Source organism: Amycolatopsis sp. NPDC024027, from assembly GCF_040638975.1.
In the GTDB taxonomy this organism is placed as follows: Bacteria; Actinomycetota; Actinomycetes; order Mycobacteriales; family Pseudonocardiaceae; genus Amycolatopsis.
Window position 1 is genome coordinate 1 of sequence record NZ_JBEZYY010000021.1, and the last position, 14,991, is coordinate 14,991.

13 protein-coding genes and 4 tRNA genes are annotated in these 14,991 nt (G+C 67.6%); 8 read left to right on the forward strand and 9 right to left on the reverse strand.

Annotation, left to right across the window (positions count from 1 at the left end):
- Window positions 1-189: 189 nt before the first annotated feature.
- Window positions 190-1,713: a sugar transferase gene (locus tag AB0F52_RS38375; RefSeq protein WP_360181712.1), complete on the reverse strand. Its 1,524-nt coding sequence runs from the start codon at window positions 1,711-1,713 to the stop codon at window positions 190-192.
- 769 nt (window positions 1,714-2,482) lie between these two features.
- A tRNA-Val gene (locus AB0F52_RS38380) sits at window positions 2,483-2,554 on the reverse strand.
- 390 nt (window positions 2,555-2,944) lie between these two features.
- Here AB0F52_RS38380 and AB0F52_RS38385 point away from each other — a divergent pair.
- The 4 genes from AB0F52_RS38385 (at window position 2,945) to AB0F52_RS38400 (ending at window position 3,725) form a co-directional block, all read left to right on the forward strand.
- Window positions 2,945-3,370 carry an SsgA family sporulation/cell division regulator gene (locus AB0F52_RS38385; RefSeq protein WP_013227152.1) on the forward strand — a complete coding sequence of 142 codons (426 nt, stop codon included), beginning with the start codon at window positions 2,945-2,947 and terminating at the stop codon, window positions 3,368-3,370.
- A 112-nt stretch (window positions 3,371-3,482) separates the two neighbouring features.
- A tRNA-Gly gene (locus AB0F52_RS38390) sits at window positions 3,483-3,555 on the forward strand.
- A 23-nt stretch (window positions 3,556-3,578) separates the two neighbouring features.
- Window positions 3,579-3,649 (forward strand) — tRNA-Cys (locus tag AB0F52_RS38395).
- Between the two features lies 1 nt (window position 3,650).
- A tRNA-Val gene (locus AB0F52_RS38400) sits at window positions 3,651-3,725 on the forward strand.
- Window positions 3,726-3,775: 50 nt separating this feature from the next.
- Here AB0F52_RS38400 and AB0F52_RS38405 read toward each other — a convergent pair.
- Both AB0F52_RS38405 and AB0F52_RS38410 read right to left on the reverse strand, forming a co-directional pair.
- On the reverse strand, window positions 3,776-4,987 hold the full coding sequence (locus AB0F52_RS38405) for an integrase (RefSeq protein ID WP_360181715.1): 1,212 nt from the start codon (window positions 4,985-4,987) through the stop codon (window positions 3,776-3,778).
- Window positions 4,988-5,143: 156 nt separating this feature from the next.
- A complete protein-coding gene (locus AB0F52_RS38410; RefSeq protein ID WP_360181718.1) occupies window positions 5,144-5,482 on the reverse strand; it encodes a helix-turn-helix domain-containing protein in 339 nt (112 codons plus the stop codon).
- 218 nt (window positions 5,483-5,700) lie between these two features.
- Here AB0F52_RS38410 and AB0F52_RS38415 point away from each other — a divergent pair, with 218 nt between their 5' ends.
- Window positions 5,701-6,126, forward strand: a complete 426-nt coding sequence (locus tag AB0F52_RS38415; protein ID WP_360181721.1) for an Lsr2 family protein — start codon at window positions 5,701-5,703, stop codon at window positions 6,124-6,126.
- Window positions 6,127-7,266: 1,140 nt separating this feature from the next.
- On the opposite strand, the gene AB0F52_RS38420 is transcribed toward AB0F52_RS38415, so the two are convergent.
- Window positions 7,267-8,142 carry a hypothetical protein gene (locus AB0F52_RS38420; RefSeq protein WP_360181724.1) on the reverse strand — a complete coding sequence of 292 codons (876 nt, stop codon included), beginning with the start codon at window positions 8,140-8,142 and terminating at the stop codon, window positions 7,267-7,269.
- Between the two features lie 105 nt (window positions 8,143-8,247).
- Here AB0F52_RS38420 and AB0F52_RS38425 point away from each other — a divergent pair, with 105 nt between their 5' ends.
- On the forward strand, window positions 8,248-8,628 hold the full coding sequence (locus tag AB0F52_RS38425; protein WP_360181727.1) for a hypothetical protein: 381 nt from the start codon (window positions 8,248-8,250) through the stop codon (window positions 8,626-8,628).
- Window positions 8,629-8,949: 321 nt separating this feature from the next.
- On the opposite strand, the gene AB0F52_RS38430 is transcribed toward AB0F52_RS38425, so the two are convergent.
- From AB0F52_RS38430 to AB0F52_RS38445, 4 genes are all read right to left on the reverse strand, one after another.
- A complete protein-coding gene (locus AB0F52_RS38430) occupies window positions 8,950-9,507 on the reverse strand; it encodes a hypothetical protein (RefSeq protein ID WP_360181730.1) in 558 nt (185 codons plus the stop codon).
- Complete coding sequence (locus tag AB0F52_RS38435) at window positions 9,507-10,415, reverse strand: hypothetical protein (RefSeq protein ID WP_360181733.1); 909 nt, start codon at window positions 10,413-10,415, stop codon at window positions 9,507-9,509. Before AB0F52_RS38435 ends, AB0F52_RS38430 begins: the two co-directional genes overlap by 1 nt.
- Complete coding sequence (locus tag AB0F52_RS38440) at window positions 10,412-10,669, reverse strand: helix-turn-helix domain-containing protein (RefSeq protein WP_360181736.1); 258 nt, start codon at window positions 10,667-10,669, stop codon at window positions 10,412-10,414. Before AB0F52_RS38440 ends, AB0F52_RS38435 begins: the two co-directional genes overlap by 4 nt.
- A gap of 560 nt (window positions 10,670-11,229) precedes the next feature.
- Window positions 11,230-11,601, reverse strand: coding sequence for a hypothetical protein (locus AB0F52_RS38445; RefSeq protein ID WP_360181739.1), 372 nt, complete (start codon window positions 11,599-11,601; stop codon window positions 11,230-11,232).
- Between the two features lie 1,265 nt (window positions 11,602-12,866).
- Between AB0F52_RS38445 and AB0F52_RS38450 the strand changes: the two genes are divergently transcribed.
- Entirely contained in the window at window positions 12,867-13,013 is a 147-nt protein-coding gene (locus AB0F52_RS38450; protein ID WP_360181742.1) for a hypothetical protein, read from the forward strand.
- An 85-nt stretch (window positions 13,014-13,098) separates the two neighbouring features.
- Window positions 13,099-14,736, forward strand: coding sequence for a hypothetical protein (locus AB0F52_RS38455; protein ID WP_360181745.1), 1,638 nt, complete (start codon window positions 13,099-13,101; stop codon window positions 14,734-14,736).
- Window positions 14,737-14,991 lie beyond the last annotated feature (255 nt).

Consider the following 14,991-nt stretch of genomic DNA (forward strand, 5'->3'; position numbering starts at 1 on the left):
GGGGCCCCGCCCCGGGGCCCCGGCCGGCCCCCGGGGTCGCGAATGCCTCTTCCGGGCCGGCGGTGGCCCCTATTGTGTAATACGCGACCTCGGCGGGGTGGGGGCCGCGGCCCGGAAACGGACACGGCCGCCGGCTCCCTGGAGTGGGAGCCGGCGGCCGTGGTGCGCGGCGCGCGGTGTGCGGACGGGTCAGTAGGCGCCCTGCCCGCCCATCACCGCGCGGAAGGTCTTCCAGAGGATCACCAGGTCCAGGGCGAGCGACCAGTCCTCGACGTAGCGCAGGTCCAGCCGGATGCTCTCGGCCCACGTGAGGTCGCTGCGCCCGCTGACCTGCCAGAGGCCGGTGAGGCCCGGCTTGACGAGCAACCGGCGGCGGGCGTCCGGCGGGTACTGCTCGGTTTCCTCCGGCAGCGGCGGCCGCGGGCCGACGAGAGACATCCTCCCGGACACGACGTTGAACAGCTGCGGCACCTCGTCGAGCGAATACCGCCGCAGGAAACCACCCACACGGGTGATACGCGGGTCGCGCTTCATCTTGAAGAGCGGGCCCGCGCCTTCGTTGTCCGCCGCCAGGGTCTGCTTGATCGCGTCGGCGTCGGTGACCATCGTCCGGAACTTGAGCATGGTGAACGTCGCGCCGTCGCGGCCGACGCGGCGCTGGCGGTAGATCACCGGGCCGCGGTCGTTCAGCTTGATGGCGACCGCGATGACGAGCAGCAGCGGGGACAGCAGGGTGAGCAGCAGGGCCGAGCCGCAGCGGTCGACGATCTCCTTGACCACGCGACGGCCGCCGGTGAACATCGGCGCGGTGACCCGCAACAGCGGCATGCCGAGCACGCCGGTGACGTTGAGCCGGGGCCCGGCGACCTCCATCAGGACGGGCGCCACGACCATCTCCGCGCCGGTGCCCTCCATGTCCCACGCCAGCCGCTGCAGCCGTTTCGGCGTCCAGTACTGGTCGGCGGTGATCGCCACGACCCGGTAGCCGCCGCGCCGGACGTGCCGGGACAGCTCTTCCAGCCGCCCGACCACCGGGACGCCGTCGATCTCGCCGCTGCCGCGGTCTTCGCCGTGGCCGCTGAACGTGCAGGCGGCCTCGACGCGCCAGCCGACGTGCACTTCCGAGCGGGTGCGCGCGATCAGGTCGGCGACGGTTTCCGGGCTGCCCGCGGCCATCACGGGCAGCAGGCAGAGTCCCTTGGCGCGCTTGCGGTGCAGCACCTGGCGCAGCAGGTAGCGCTGCGGGAAGGCGACCAGGGCGATGGCCGGAACCACCACGAACACCCAGACCTGGACCTCGAGCGCGCCGAACAGCAGGCCGCCCAGCGCGACCAGGACGGCCGCGGTGATGAAGCCGCGGCCGAGCGTGCGGTACTCCTCCGCGCCTTCGCCGAGCACCCGCGGGCTCCACGCCCGGCTGGCGGGCAGCGAGACGAACACCGCGAGCATGGTGCCGAAGGCGTGCATGTCGTGCGGGGCAACGCGATCGATGACGAACGCGCTGATCGCGATCACCAGCAGCGTGATGAACACATCGCTGCCGATGACCCAGGCTCTGTACCGCGCTTCCCAGGCCGCGGGCCACGCCTTGGCGGACGGGCCCCCGTTTTCGCCGGGGTGGTCGCCTCGCTGGGCGGGACGCGGGATGGCCTGGAGGTCGATGTGCGGCGGTGGCTGGCTCACCGTGTACGAAGGCCGCACCGACTCTTCCATCTGACCTCCCGGGAACTGGATCGAGTTGAGCCGCGGGCACGCAGCGTCACCGGAGATAACTTCGGAGAGTCACTGCCTATTCGTGGTCGCGCAGAGCCCGCGGAGGCTTCACACGGCAAGTTATCGGCGACTCTCTCGGCAGTGTTACAAGGGATTTCCAGCCACATGCTGCGTGACATCCCCGCCAGAAAATGGCCGGAAGATAACGAGATGAAGACGATGCGCGAGAGGGCGTATCCCCACGAAAACTACGTTCTGTAGCCAACAGGGTGATGCCCGCACCCGGGTGGACCAAGCTGAGCCGAACGGCCCAGCGGGGCTTTCCGGAATCTACAGTGGACACTACGGCGCCGACCGGTCCACAGTGGACCAGCCGGGGCCGGCGATCGCCGGCCCGCGGGCCCGGCGGCCACCGACGGTGACATTCATCGCCGCGCCGTCACGCGCGCCGGTTCTGTCACACGTCGTCGTCGCGCGGCCTCAGGGCGGCGCGACGTGCCGAGGATCACATCCGGCCTCCCACAGGTGGCGTTCGACAGAAAACCGCCGCAGCGGCAGGCTTCGAAGGCAGTTCCGGCGAGCCCCGGCGGCGGGGGCGCGAACCGCTCTCGTGAGCTGATACGGATGATCCGAACGGATCGTTCACTCCGGTTCGGCGGACGAGGGGACTCGGCCGCAGAAATGCGGGCCGACCTCGGAGCCCGATCGCCGGAGGCAGCAAAAGAGCCCCGCCGCCTCTTCGGCGAACAGGGCTCTCTCGACTCTCGCGTGGGCGATACTGGGATCGAACCAGTGACCTCTTCGGTGTGAACGAAGCGCTCTCCCGCTGAGCTAATCGCCCGCTCGCGGCGTTGCCCGCAACTTTAGCGTACGACTTTCAGGCGCCTGCAAACGGGTGGTCCTCAGCGACCACACTCCGCTTACCGGCGAGTACGGAACGCACAATCCCGAGCTAGCCAGGGTTGTCCGGCCGGGGGGCCGCCTGACGCCACGTTCGACATCCGTGCGACGGTGCTATCGCCCGGCGACTAAACCGCGCAGTATGGAGGCGTGGGCTCCGCGGGGCGCGCCGGTCAGTTGCGCGCCGCGGGTGGTCACGGGTGAGGACGGGAGCCGAAGCGCCCGGACGGGTGATCTGCGGCGCACCCGCGACGGAATCGGCCTCCTGATGCGTCCAAGTGGTGACGCCCTCGGCCGGGCCGGGCCGGGAAGGGAGACGAAGGGTAGGACGATGCGCAACGATCACGTGACGCTCCGCTCGACGGCGGTCTTCGACCTGCTGGCGCCGCGGACTCCCGCGGTTCCGGTCAAGGTGGAGCTGCGCTACGACACACGCGACCCGTACGCGGTCGTAGCCGCCTTCCGCACCGGCCGCGCCGGCTGGGTCGAGTGGGTGTACGCCCGCGACCTCCTCGCGGACGGCCTCCTGGCCGACGCGGGTGACGGTGACGTCCGCATCCGGCCCTCCGTCGAGGACCCCGAAGCCGTCCTGATCGAGCTGAACTCGCCGTCCGGGCACGCCATGTTCGAGGCGTCCGCCCAGGAGCTGGCCGACTTCCTCGACCGGACGTACGACGTGGTCCTGCCGGGCAACGAGCACCTCTGGGTCGACGTCGACGACGCGCTCACCCACCTCATCCCGCACGATCTCGCCTGATGACGGCCCCGCAACAGCGGAGTGACACCCCGGTGTCGAACCCGCTTCCGGGGTCCGATATGGTTTTCCCACACCACGGCGACGGGGGAACGACCTCCCGGAGCTGCGGAATGCGGATGTAGCGCAGCTGGTAGCGCATCACCTTGCCAAGGTGAGGGTCGCGGGTTCGAATCCCGTCATCCGCTCGGTAGGCTCTCGAGCCTGTCACGGTGGAGTGGCCGAGAGGCGAGGCAACGGCCTGCAAAGCCGTGTACACGGGTTCGAATCCCGTCTCCACCTCGCGCGATTAGCTCAGCGGGAGAGCGCTTCCCTGACACGGAAGAGGTCACTGGTTCAATCCCAGTATCGCGCACCACATGTTTTCGCAGGTCAGAAGCCCTGTCCCTCCCCGGAGGGGCAGGGCTTTTAGTCTTCAGTCGGCGACGATCCGGCGACGGCCCCCGGACCCGGTCCGATCGCCCGCCGGGACCGCAGGTGCGGGAACCATGCCACCAGTTTCGCCCGCTCCCCCGGGTACAGCGACGCCAGCGACCGCAGCCAGCGTTCCTCCAGGACGTCCAGGATCTGGTTCACCATCGCCGGGGTCACGTGGTCATAGACCCGGGCGATGCCCTTCATCTTCTGCCCCAGCCGCGCCCGTCGGGCGACCTCCGGGATTCCGTCTTCGGTCAGCCACGTGCTGTGGGTGTGCCGGCCTTCGTGGAAGGTGAAGGTCGGCAGGATCGGCGGGCGCCGCTCCCCCGCGCCGGCGTCGTCGAGCTCGACCCCGTCCCACGCCGGCCGCCAGAACCGGATCCGGAAGTTCGAGCGCCGCCACGGATGCCCCTCCGGCGTGCACAGCACGAAGGGCTCGCGGTGGCTGTCCATCAGCTCCTCGTAGAGCACCGCGATCCCCGGCGGCAGGGCCACGAACCGCGTGCCCGCAGGAGTTTTCGTCCGGCCCTTCCTAGGCCGGGAGTTCCCTCGCCGCGTCGGCGGCCGCTGACGACCATCCGCGTGATGATCATCACTCTTCCGGCCTCCTTTGTAGACCTTCCCGCCGACCTCCTTCAACGGAGTGCGGATCTCGATCCCGCGCTTCTCGGAGTCGTACTCGTGCCGCTGCTGCCCGACGAGTTCACCCCATCGGGCGCCGGTATAGACATCCATCAGGCACAGCACAAACCCCGACATCCCCAGACCCAGCTCGTAGAGCCGCATCGCGGCCCGCAGCGCCTGCGCCGGCGTCGCGACGAGTCGCTCGGTGTCGAACTCGCCATTGGACACGCGGACACCGCTACAAGGGTTGGCCGGGATCATCCGCGCCCGCACCGCGCCGTTCAGGATGGTCGAGAACAACGCGAAATACGAGGACACCGACGACTCGGCGTAGTCCTCGTGCAGCTCCGATAGCCACCTCTCGATCTCCACGTAACCGTTGAAGATCGCAATGAGAGGCCACGCCTTCCACTGCGGAAGCAGCTGCGTGTCGAGGAACGACCGGTACTTCGCGACCGTGTTCAGCTCCAGCCGCGGAGATACAGCCGCCAGCCACTCCTCCGCAAAGTCGTCGAACCGGGTTTCGCCATCACGTGGGTCCAGCCACAGGTTTCGCCGGATCAGCGCCTCCTGTTCCACTGCCCAGTCCTCGGCAGCCTTCTTGGTGGGGAACCCTGACCTGCTCCCCCATGTCCCATCGGGACGCTTGTACCGGGCACGCCACTCACCCGTGCCGGACTCTTCCTGTCCGAAGGCCATCCTTCACTCCTCTTCTTCTCTGTTATTCCGGCCGCCTCACGCGGCCCGGAAGTCCTTAGCGACGTCCTCAACGGACACCCGCCGCCGCAGCGGCTTCACCGGAGCAGCGCTTAGCCGAACGATCTCGGCGACATCACTCCGGGTGAACCGGTAGTGCTTCCCGAACCGGTGATGCGGCAACACTCCAGCGGCGGCCTGGTCCTTCAACGTCCTCGGCGACAGCTGCAGCAACTCCCCCACCTCTTCCGCAGTGAGCAACGCGTCCGGATCCGCCGGTGGCACCGGCACAGTCGCTCGCACCGCATCCGCCAGCTCACGGACCGCGGCCGCAACAGCACAATCGCGGGCCTGAACCTGCCCCCGTTCGGTTTCCATCACCTACTCCTTTGCGTTTCTCGTTTCTCACACAAGACGGGGACAGGGAAGTGTTCGCTGCAACACATGACCATCCATGCGGACGAACCAACGAGCAGTCAATGGCTTCTCGAAAAAACCTCAAAGAGCCTCGTCAGAACACACACCGCCGACCGGCCGTGAATTTCGGACGTTACTATCAGACCGGTTCATCACACGACACAACGAGGGATGCGCAGATGACCAAGAAAGTCACGATTGAAATTTCCGACGACATCGACGGCAGCCAGGCCGACCAGACTGTCCCGTTCGGACTCGACGGCGCGGCCTACGAAATCGACCTGTCCAACTCGAACGCCAACGCGTTGCGTGCAACACTGGAGCCGTTCGTGGCGGCTGCCCGTCGCACCGGCGGACGCCGGATCAAGGTCGCAGTCGGCCAGGCGACCGACGCCACGGAGAAAGAACCTCGAACGGCGGACGACTACACCGCAACTCACGACATCCGCTCTTGGGCCCGGAACAAAGGGTACGAAGTAGCCGACCGGGGCCGAATCCCGGCTTCGGTCGTCGACGCATACCACGCATCCCGCACGACCGGCAGCCCGAAGATTTCCCGGAAACCGGCATCTCGATCCAAGCGACAGCAACGAACCATGCGTTAGAAAACACTCCAAGTGACACAGCACAGAAGAACCATCAACGCCTCCCAAGTAGCCATCAGCACCGGACATAGCGTCATTCACGCCTCTAACTCCGGCAATCCACGCGTCGGGAGACAAGCTGCGACCGACTTTCCGATTCCACCGAGCGCCGCCGGGACGACGCAGCCACTGCGAGACGCGACTCGTCGAAGTATCCGGCCGAAGCACGGAACTCCTGACCAAGCGCACGGCGACGCGCGGTGTACGACGCTCATGTCAGAACGCCGAAGCCCCAGCCGCGTGGCGACTGGGGCTTCGGCGCGTATCAGCGGATCGAGTTGATCTATAGTCTTACCCTGAACTTGGCCACCAACCTGCAGCTCAAGAGCCGGCGCCGGTTCGCGAACTACGCGGTCCGGACGACGAAACGATCGCCGAACGCCTCACAGAACACCCGAGCCACGACATGGGAGGTTCTCGTATCAGTGTGTTCAAAGGGGGACTCGAACACATGTTCGTAGCATCCATGCACAGGATGCGTGTTCATGCGACAGACCATAGCTGTACGCCCCCGCCCATCGCCAGTTGACATTCGTCCATCTTGGCCGGTCAAGCACCTGTTCCCCTCTTCGGCGCCGCCGCGCCGATCGTCTGCTGCAACGGATTCAAAACCCGTCCAGTGTGAGTTCGAATCTCACCGGGGGCACCATGTCTGACCTGCGGAAACAGGTCTCTGGCTAGGGATTTTGGAGCGGCGTTCCAGTCCGGGATGTCCGGTTGTGTACGGCTGAAACCGGTGGTCTGCGGCCAGTCGCGGTCTATTCGCGGTCTACTTTTTGGCTGGATCCGGGGCCTTGGACAGGCGAGGAGCTGGCTGCCCGCTCCGTGATCCGGGGAGCGGGAGACGACGGTAGCGAGCGGCGGCGCCCGTGCCGGCGCGGAGTGCCTCCGGACCACCGATGTCGCCGGCATTGGTGGCCTGGCGCGATCGGCGTCGACGGCCACTTCCGAGGCGCGGCCCGAGCTCCAGGCCGGCCGGCGCGTGCAGGCCAAGGTCGTCATCGATCTCGAGATCAGATCCGCAGCGCGAGGTGGGCGTATCCCGGCGGGCCGGGATCGCGAGCTGGCTGGCTGCCGGGCCGGGCGGAGCCGGGAGAACTCCTAACGCGCGATCGCGTCGATGCGGACGTCGTCGCCGACCGGGATCACGTAGACGGCGTCGCGTCCGCGCTGCCACTGGCGGGACACCAGCAGGTACCGGTCCGAAGTGTGGATCAACGAGACGAGACCGGTGTAGCAGAATTTGTACTTGGCATCCTTCTGGATGATTTCCGTCGCCGAGACGCCCGGGCCCGACACGGCCAGCCGACCGGCGCTGTAGAGGGCGATCGCCGGGCGGGCGTCCAGGTGCCCGGCGACGTCACCGGCGGACTGCTCCCCGGTGGCGTACGCGTAGGAGGAGACCGTCCACAGTGCACCGATGACGGCCAGCGCCACCAGCGCCGACTGGCGAACCGCCGAGTTTTCCGGCGGCGGGCCGCTGGTGCGTTTCTGCCGGCGGCGCAGGTGGTCCGGATAGGCGATGAGCCCGGTCGCGGCCAGCAGCGCGAGGGACAGCACGATGGTCGGAGCCCAGCCGAGTGCGGCGGGAACCAGCAGCCCGACGCCGATCACCGCGAACACGGCGAAGCCGGTGACGTACCCGACGACGATCATTCGGTCGGCCAGCCGGCGCCGCGCGGTCGTCCGCGAGGAAACGGCGGCCGGCAGCAGTACCGACCGGTGGAGCAGCACCGAGAACACGACCAGGATGCCGGCGCCGATCAGCGGCAGGAAGGTCGAGTCGATGCTGCGCAGGGCGTAGTCCGGGGTCGAGAAGCCCAGCAGACTGGTGTCGATCCCGAAGTACTCCCACGCGGCCTGCGTGCGGACCCAGCCAAAGTAGTACAAGACGGCGGACAACAGCACCGTCTGCGACAACAGCACCGAAATCCGGGACCACGGGCCGTCCTGCTCACGGGGTTTCCCCGTCGTCACGGCGATTCGGTCGTCGTCGGCGACGGGCGGTCGGAACCCTGCGGCTCCGGCGGCGGCTTCGGCGTGGTAGTCCCGCTCATCGAAGGCCAGGGGATCGTAATTCCGGTGGCCTGGGGCTTCGGCACCGGTCCAGGCGGATCGACCGGTCGGCTCGTGGTGACGACATCGCCGCCGTCGGTGGGCGCGACGCTGCCGCCGCCGTCGGTGGGCGCGACGCTGCCGCCGCCGTTGGTGGGTGCGACGCTGCTGCCGACGGTCGGCGTATCAATACCGGCCGGACTCCCGGCGTCGTCGCAGCTCTCCGCCGTCAGCCAGGGAAGCAGGACCACGGCCAGGAGAACCCCGGCGGCGCGCCGCTGGAATCGTGTCATCGGGTACCTCGTCTACGAAGTCTCGTCCGGCGTGAGTCGTGACGTTCTTGACGAACGTGACATCTTCGCGTGGGTTTCCGTCGAATGGCGGAACGGTGACACCTTCGCCGCGTGAACGCCCCAGCGCCGGACCCGTCGCCGCGGGGCGACCTTCGCAAAGGCCAACCTCTGCGACACGATCGTCACCGGCAAACCTCATTCGACCGGGCGATCGTCGGTGTTGTTCCTGTTTCCGTGGCGCATCCAGGTTCACGCAGAGAATTTCGTCGATCGCTGGCTTGAACAATTCTGTTTTCGACCAACTCGACGACGGCTTCTTCCGCCAAATTTCTCGTCGGCCCGACCTGACAGCGCCGAGCCGACAACGGCGCATGCCACCTGCCCGAGCAAACGGGCTCCGATCGACCAGCCCTACCGTTCTTGGCTGTTCGCGGGCCTACTCGCGGCCGAGGTCGTCCTCGTCATCGAGGGGCAGGCCGAGGATGCGGGCGATCTTGCCCAGCGATTCTTCTTCCAGCCCGGCCAGCACCTTGGCGTACACCTCGTGCAGGACGGCCACCGAGTGCCCCGCCCACAGCGCCACCTGAGCCGAGATCACGCCACCGGCGAGCCACGTCGACACACAGGCGTGCCGCAGATCGTAGGGCCGGCGAGCCAGCGGCGACCGGTACTCTTCGGGCGTCAGCGCTGCTTTGCGGGCCTTGTCCCACACCCGCGCCAGGGTCGACTCGGCGACGTCGCCGCCATCGATGCTCCGGAACAGCCGGCCATCGTCGGCGACGCCGTACTGCTCGATGTGCTGCTGCAGCAGGGCGGTCAGCGGCGGCGGGGACGGCACCGGCCGCACCTCCCCCTTCGCCCCCTGCTTGAGCTGACGACGGTCACGCCGCTGCCCGCTGTCGGTCCACGCCGCCCCCGCGATGGGCGCTGTCTCCGACACCAGCAACTCGCCCCAGCCCTTCCGCGGGAGCTTCAAGTCGATGTCGCGCAGCATCACCGCTTCCTCGGGGCGCAGCGCCGAGTAGTACATCGTGGCGAAGCACGCGACCAGCCGCGGCCCGGACGAACGCCGCTCCACGACCACCGGCTCGGACGCCCCGGCGGTACCCGCATCACCTTCTGGGCGGCCATCGCGGCCAGCAACTGCGGGCCCTGCTTCGTGTTGACCACCACGCGGGTGTCAATCGCCCGGACCCGCTTCGGTGCCGTCCACTTCACCTCAGGCAACCGGTTCGCCGGCAGCAGGTCCCGCTCCACTGCGTACTCCAGCGCGTTGAACACCACCGCGCGCTTGCGGTACACCGTCTTCGCCGCGGCCGCCGTCCCATCCATCTTCAATGCCAGCTGACCCAGCACACCCCGCAGAGTCGTCAAGTCGCCCAGCCGCGACACGGTGACAGTGTTCGACTCCAGCCACGCCAGCGCAGCCTCGATCGCTGGGGGCTTGTCGGTGTCGCGTCGGACAGTGTTGAATGCCCAGCCCGTCATGGCCCGGCGCAGCACCGCGTCGGCCGGCTTCCCGCGGCGGGTCGCGAGCAGAGCCAGCGTCGCCGTCGCCAGCGCGTCAGCGTTGCCGGAACGGGACTTCGCCGCCGCCCGGCGCCACTTCATGTCCACATACGCCTGCGCGAAGCTGAACCACGACTGGTCGTTCTGCACTCGCGCCATGGACACCGGAAGGCCGTCCACCACCCGGAAGGCCTCACCGTTGCGCTGAGCCACGATCAGCTTGGAGCGGAAGCTCTCTGCCAACGTCGCGTTCGCGTACGTCTCCGGGAACACCGTGCCCGCGACCACCCACCGGACGATGTAGGACTTCTTGGCCGGCTTGCCGTCCTTGCGGGCGCGGCCGGTCTTGACCCGCACGTCCCAGATCCGGACATCGAACGTCGTGTCCGTCACGCAGAGGCCTCCTCGTGCGAGGCAAGCCAGCGCTCCAATGCGGACCGCCGGAACCGCAACTGTCGGTTGGGTAGTCGCACGCAGGGCGGCGCGCACTGCTTGGCACGCCAGTCGTTGAAGGTCGAACGGGTAACGCGCAGTCTGGCGCAGACTTCATCGACGGTCAGGAGGTCCTCAGGAACCGGTGACTCGGCAACAGACGGTGCGCTCGAGGACTCACGCTGTGGCAGACGTGCGGGTCGGTGGGCGGGCATCGGAGACCTCTCCCCTTGTCGAAGAGCTGTCTCGTTCCATCCCGCGCTCCGCGCGGCGAGCCCCGTCCGAGTCCGTCCCTCGTCCCGCGAACCCCGACAGGGCTACAGCGGTCTGGCATCCGCCTGGATCGGCAGTGTCATCCGGACACCACCTTGCCCCCAGACTATCCAACCGCAGTGCGATCGCAACACTGGATACGTTGATGCGATGTGATTTCCACACTGTCGCAGGGTGTTCTTGGCTCCGGGCGCGCTGCGTTGAGGCGTGGCAGGGCTCGCGATCCCTGCCATCGGCTAGCGGCAGGCCAGCTTCACGAGCTCACGGCATCCGTCTCGTCGTGAGCTTCCCCGACTGGGAAGGCTCCGGAGACCTCCGGCTGGGGCCGGTCTGGGTACATAACGGCCGACACCGCGGCGTCGTAGGCATCGTCGAGTCCGGCTCCGCTCGTGCCGAGGATGCTTTCCCAGTCGAATCCCATGGGCGGACCCTATCCGCACCCCAGGTTCGCCCGGGTCCAGCATGCGCCCCTCCGGCGTACGGCTCCCTGACCGGGATTGCTTCAGCTCTGCAAGCCCTTGAGGAACACGGCGAAGTTCGCCACGGCATCACCGACCAGCTCACCGCGGCTCACCACGCCGTCGGCGTCGTCAGCCTCAACGGCTTTGGCCATCACATCCAGGGCGTTGATCACCGAGTCCCGGATCGTCGTGAAGGCGCCGGCGCTCTCGCCGGGCACCTCAACCAGCCTGGCGGCTTCCATGACAGCCTCGGTCGCGAGCGCCGCCCACCGCGCAGTGTCGGCGGTCCGGCCGCCCCTGATCGCCTGCCGCAGGCTCGCCAGCGCTTGTTCCGTCGCGAAGTCCGCGGTCAGCAGGGCCATCCCCTTCTTCAGCGGCAGCTCGGAAGCCGCAGGCCGGTGTGGTGTCGACATGCGCGGAGGATACCGACCACTACCGACAGCGTCGCCGCACAACGCCGGCACATGTCCGCCTGCCTCTGTTCGGCCAGGAGCTGGATGGATCGCGTCGAGTGCACACGTCCGAGACGGGCCCGAACGGGACCCTTTGAGTCCTAATGGGCCGATGTCGCCAGGTGGACGCCCCTGGGCTCCATTTGTAGCGCTGGTTCGAAGGCGGCCTTCTCCAGGTCTTCCGCAGGTCTGCACCGAGCCCCGACCTTCGACGCGGCCTGTTCGAGGTCTTGTTCTGGGCGCCGTCGCGTCGCGGTGAGGACCACAACTGGGTCAAGATGAGCTGTAGGACCAATCGAGGTCTCCTGCTGGTGCGTTTCAGGTCCGTTCGCCAGCCATGAACGACAGAACCCGCATCACGTGACACATGCGTCCGCGGAGCAGGGTCGGCGCGGCTCAACGATCGCCGAAGCCGACCGTGCTGAAGCGCTGCACGGCGACCAGTCAAACCAGAACGACCACGAGGAGCCGCTTCCGCCAGAGGAAGGGGTCACCCCGGCCGACCGAGCTATCCGACGTTGCCCGCACCATCTGGGACGGCTCGCGCCGACCGGATCGCCGCCGGTGTCCTCACCGGCTCGGAGGTCGACGCCTTTCATCATCATGCGCGAAGCCCTCGCGCTACCGATAGCGACGAAGCTCCAGTCCGGCTCGTCACCAACTCGCTCCTCGGACGCTGACTTCCCTGCGTCGATGCCGTGCACACTTTCCGCTAGAAAGTGGCCGATATGCTCGCGCTCGTCCTCCTCCAACATCCGCGCCAGGCAAGGACCAGCCGCCCGATGGCGGTCACGAGACACCGTGCGACGCGTTCCCCGTGTCGACCGATGTCGCACGCTAGGCGACATCCGCGGGACGGGCTTGGAGGCCGCGGCTTCGGCCTGACGACCGCCGCCGCGGCTGCTCGTACGGTACAGCCGGTTCCGGACCGGGGAAGCGGTCCAGCAGCGCAGCGAGGTCGACCCGCTCGATCCGGGTCAGGGGCGCGCCGACGCAGTAAGGCAGCCGGTGACCGAACCTGACGTGCGGATTCTCCGCCCTGGCCGGGTCGAGCAAGTCAGAGTCGGCACAGCAACCCGGGTCGCTGTTGGCGGAGGCCGGCGACGGCATCACGGTGTCCTCGGCAGGCCTTCGTCAGCCCGGGCATGTGACATCGACCATTAAAGAGCCTCGCTCGCGTGCTTTTTAATCGACTCAATATCACAGGATCGAGAACGCGGAGGTACATGATGGAGCCCAGCGAGCAGGACGAGCACAGCCACACCCCTCGCGAGCCCTGGCGGTGGACGCGGCTGTGGCAGAAGGTGAAAACTCCTGTGCAGCTGATCGCCGGGCCGCTCATCAGCTGGGTACTGCACAAATGGCTCGGCTGAGCAGTTCCTCGGCACGGGATCGGCGAGGCTTGGCAAGGGCGGGAAGGCCTTGCAACGGATGCTGTCGTCGAGGCGATGATGTCGTGTGAGCGTTCACCGGGAAACCAATGTGCGGCTGTTGCCGTGCGTGATCGAAGCCTTGATGCGCATCGCGGTTCGCCGGGGGATATCTAGGGACGCGGCAGCGCGGCAAGTGCTCGCCGAGCACATCGATGCACAGGAAGCACGTGAACCCGAGGATCGGCTGACGCACATCTCGACAGTCCTGCGGTACCCGCCGCCGACGCGCGGGGACGAGCGCGTGGATCAGCCGTTGCGGTTGCGGCTGCCACCGGGGATGGTCGACCGTGCGCGAGCGGTGTCGTTGAGGCTGCCGGGGCAGCATCAGCGCGCGCACAAAGACTACCAAGCGCGGTCGCTGACCGACTCGATGGTGACCGCGATCGCAGTGCAGGAGTTCTTCACCGACGAGACGCTCGACGGTCTGCTCCCCTTGCTGCGGCACAAGGCCGCAGTGGGGCTCTGGCAGTTAGTAGTCGCGGCGACAAGCAGCAGGCCGGAGCTCAGAGTTCAGGACGCCGCCGACCACATCCGGGCCCGGCCCCCAGGTCCTCGCAGCGCGGAGGACGATCACATGTTGCTGGTCGCCGAAGCGCTCGATGACGAGGTGTCGTGGCATAGCCAGATCCGATTCGACGTCGCCACGCGCATCGCCAGTGAGAGCCTGCGGGGTGAAAGTGCGGCGGCGTACGAAGAGATGCTGTTCGCACAGAAAACGGAGTGGGGCGAGGAGCGGCTCGAGCGGCGGTTCTCCAGGCAGGGCAGCGAGTGGTTCGAGGGAGTACCCCACGCCGAGGTCACCGGGCGTGGTGCCACTGCGGTGTGGCGTGCGAGGCGCAGGGTTGAACTGCAGGACTTCGAAGACTGGCTGAGGAACGCACCCGGTGATCACCTCGGACGGCGCCGCGTGGTGAATCCACCCGGCTGGTCGGTGACCGTTCCCGCCGGGTGGCACGCGGCGGCACTACGCGGTAGCGAGCTCCCTGCGCAGTTCGCGCGGTGGGCCGCGGAAGGCAGGGTGCTTGTGCTCCAGCTCAGCGGCCGGCGCGTTGTGTGGCCGCTGTGCGCTGGAAAGCCTGTAGCTGGCGCCGTGCCGCTTGTCGCCGCCGCGCGCACGCTCAAATCCCAGGACCTGGTGTCGTTCGTCGAGTCGACTCTCATCGAATGGGGCACGCACCTCGCCGCCAGTGACCTCCTCGACGTTGAACTCGGCGATGACGACGAGCTCGACATTGGGCTTGGCACGAGCGAGGCCCGGCTTCGATGGGCCGAGTTCGAAGCTCGCTACAAGTCGCCGCAGTTGTGGCTGCCGCTCGACAAAGCCTTCGAACTCGGGCTGGTCGATGCCACGCAACGACGCGATGCCATGGCGGCTGCACGGCTGGACAATCTCGCCCGTCCCAGTAAGCGGCGCAGCGGCGAACCGTCTTTGGTTGCTCCCATCGTGACCGGGGATCCTCGGATCTGCCTGTTCGTTCCCCGGCTAGGTAAAAAACGTCAGGCGAAACCCATGTGGCGATGGCCGGGCGGCTCAGTCGCGCAGGCGGTCGGCGCGCAGGCTCATCCCGAGCTCGTCCGGTGCCTGGCGGAAGCGGCCTGCTGGACGCGTGGGTGGACGCTGCACCGCACGATGCACCAGGTCTGGCGCGGCGCCTTCCGCTAAAGGCGGTTCCGGCGACGACCACACTCCCGACAGATGCGGAGGTGAAGTTCTCCCTCATCCTCCCAGCTCACAGTTCTTCCCGGTCAGCGCCTTTGCCTCGCCCGTCGCCTACTACTCGTGACGACCACCGCACGATCGGGTGTGTCGGAATTGAAGGATTAGTCAGCAACAGGGGGTCGCAGTGACCTTCGCGCGACGGCCGCACGGCGGAGGTGTCCGCTCTGGCAGTGTCACCACACTCCACGGTGGGAGGCC

Coding starts and splice junctions, on each gene's coding strand:
- AB0F52_RS38375 (WP_360181712.1), bottom strand. CDS start 1,713: ATGGAAGAGTCGGTGCGGCCTTCGTACACGGTGAGCCAGCCACCGCCG.
- AB0F52_RS38385 (WP_013227152.1), top strand. CDS start 2,945: ATGCGCAACGATCACGTGACGCTCCGCTCGACGGCGGTCTTCGACCTG.
- AB0F52_RS38410 (WP_360181718.1), bottom strand. CDS start 5,482: ATGGAAACCGAACGGGGGCAGGTTCAGGCCCGCGATTGTGCTGTTGCG.
- AB0F52_RS38415 (WP_360181721.1), top strand. CDS start 5,701: ATGACCAAGAAAGTCACGATTGAAATTTCCGACGACATCGACGGCAGC.
- AB0F52_RS38430 (WP_360181730.1), bottom strand. CDS start 9,507: ATGCTGCGCGACATCGACTTGAAGCTCCCGCGGAAGGGCTGGGGCGAG.
- AB0F52_RS38440 (WP_360181736.1), bottom strand. CDS start 10,669: ATGCCCGCCCACCGACCCGCACGTCTGCCACAGCGTGAGTCCTCGAGC.
- AB0F52_RS38445 (WP_360181739.1), bottom strand. CDS start 11,601: ATGTCGACACCACACCGGCCTGCGGCTTCCGAGCTGCCGCTGAAGAAG.
- AB0F52_RS38450 (WP_360181742.1), top strand. CDS start 12,867: ATGATGGAGCCCAGCGAGCAGGACGAGCACAGCCACACCCCTCGCGAG.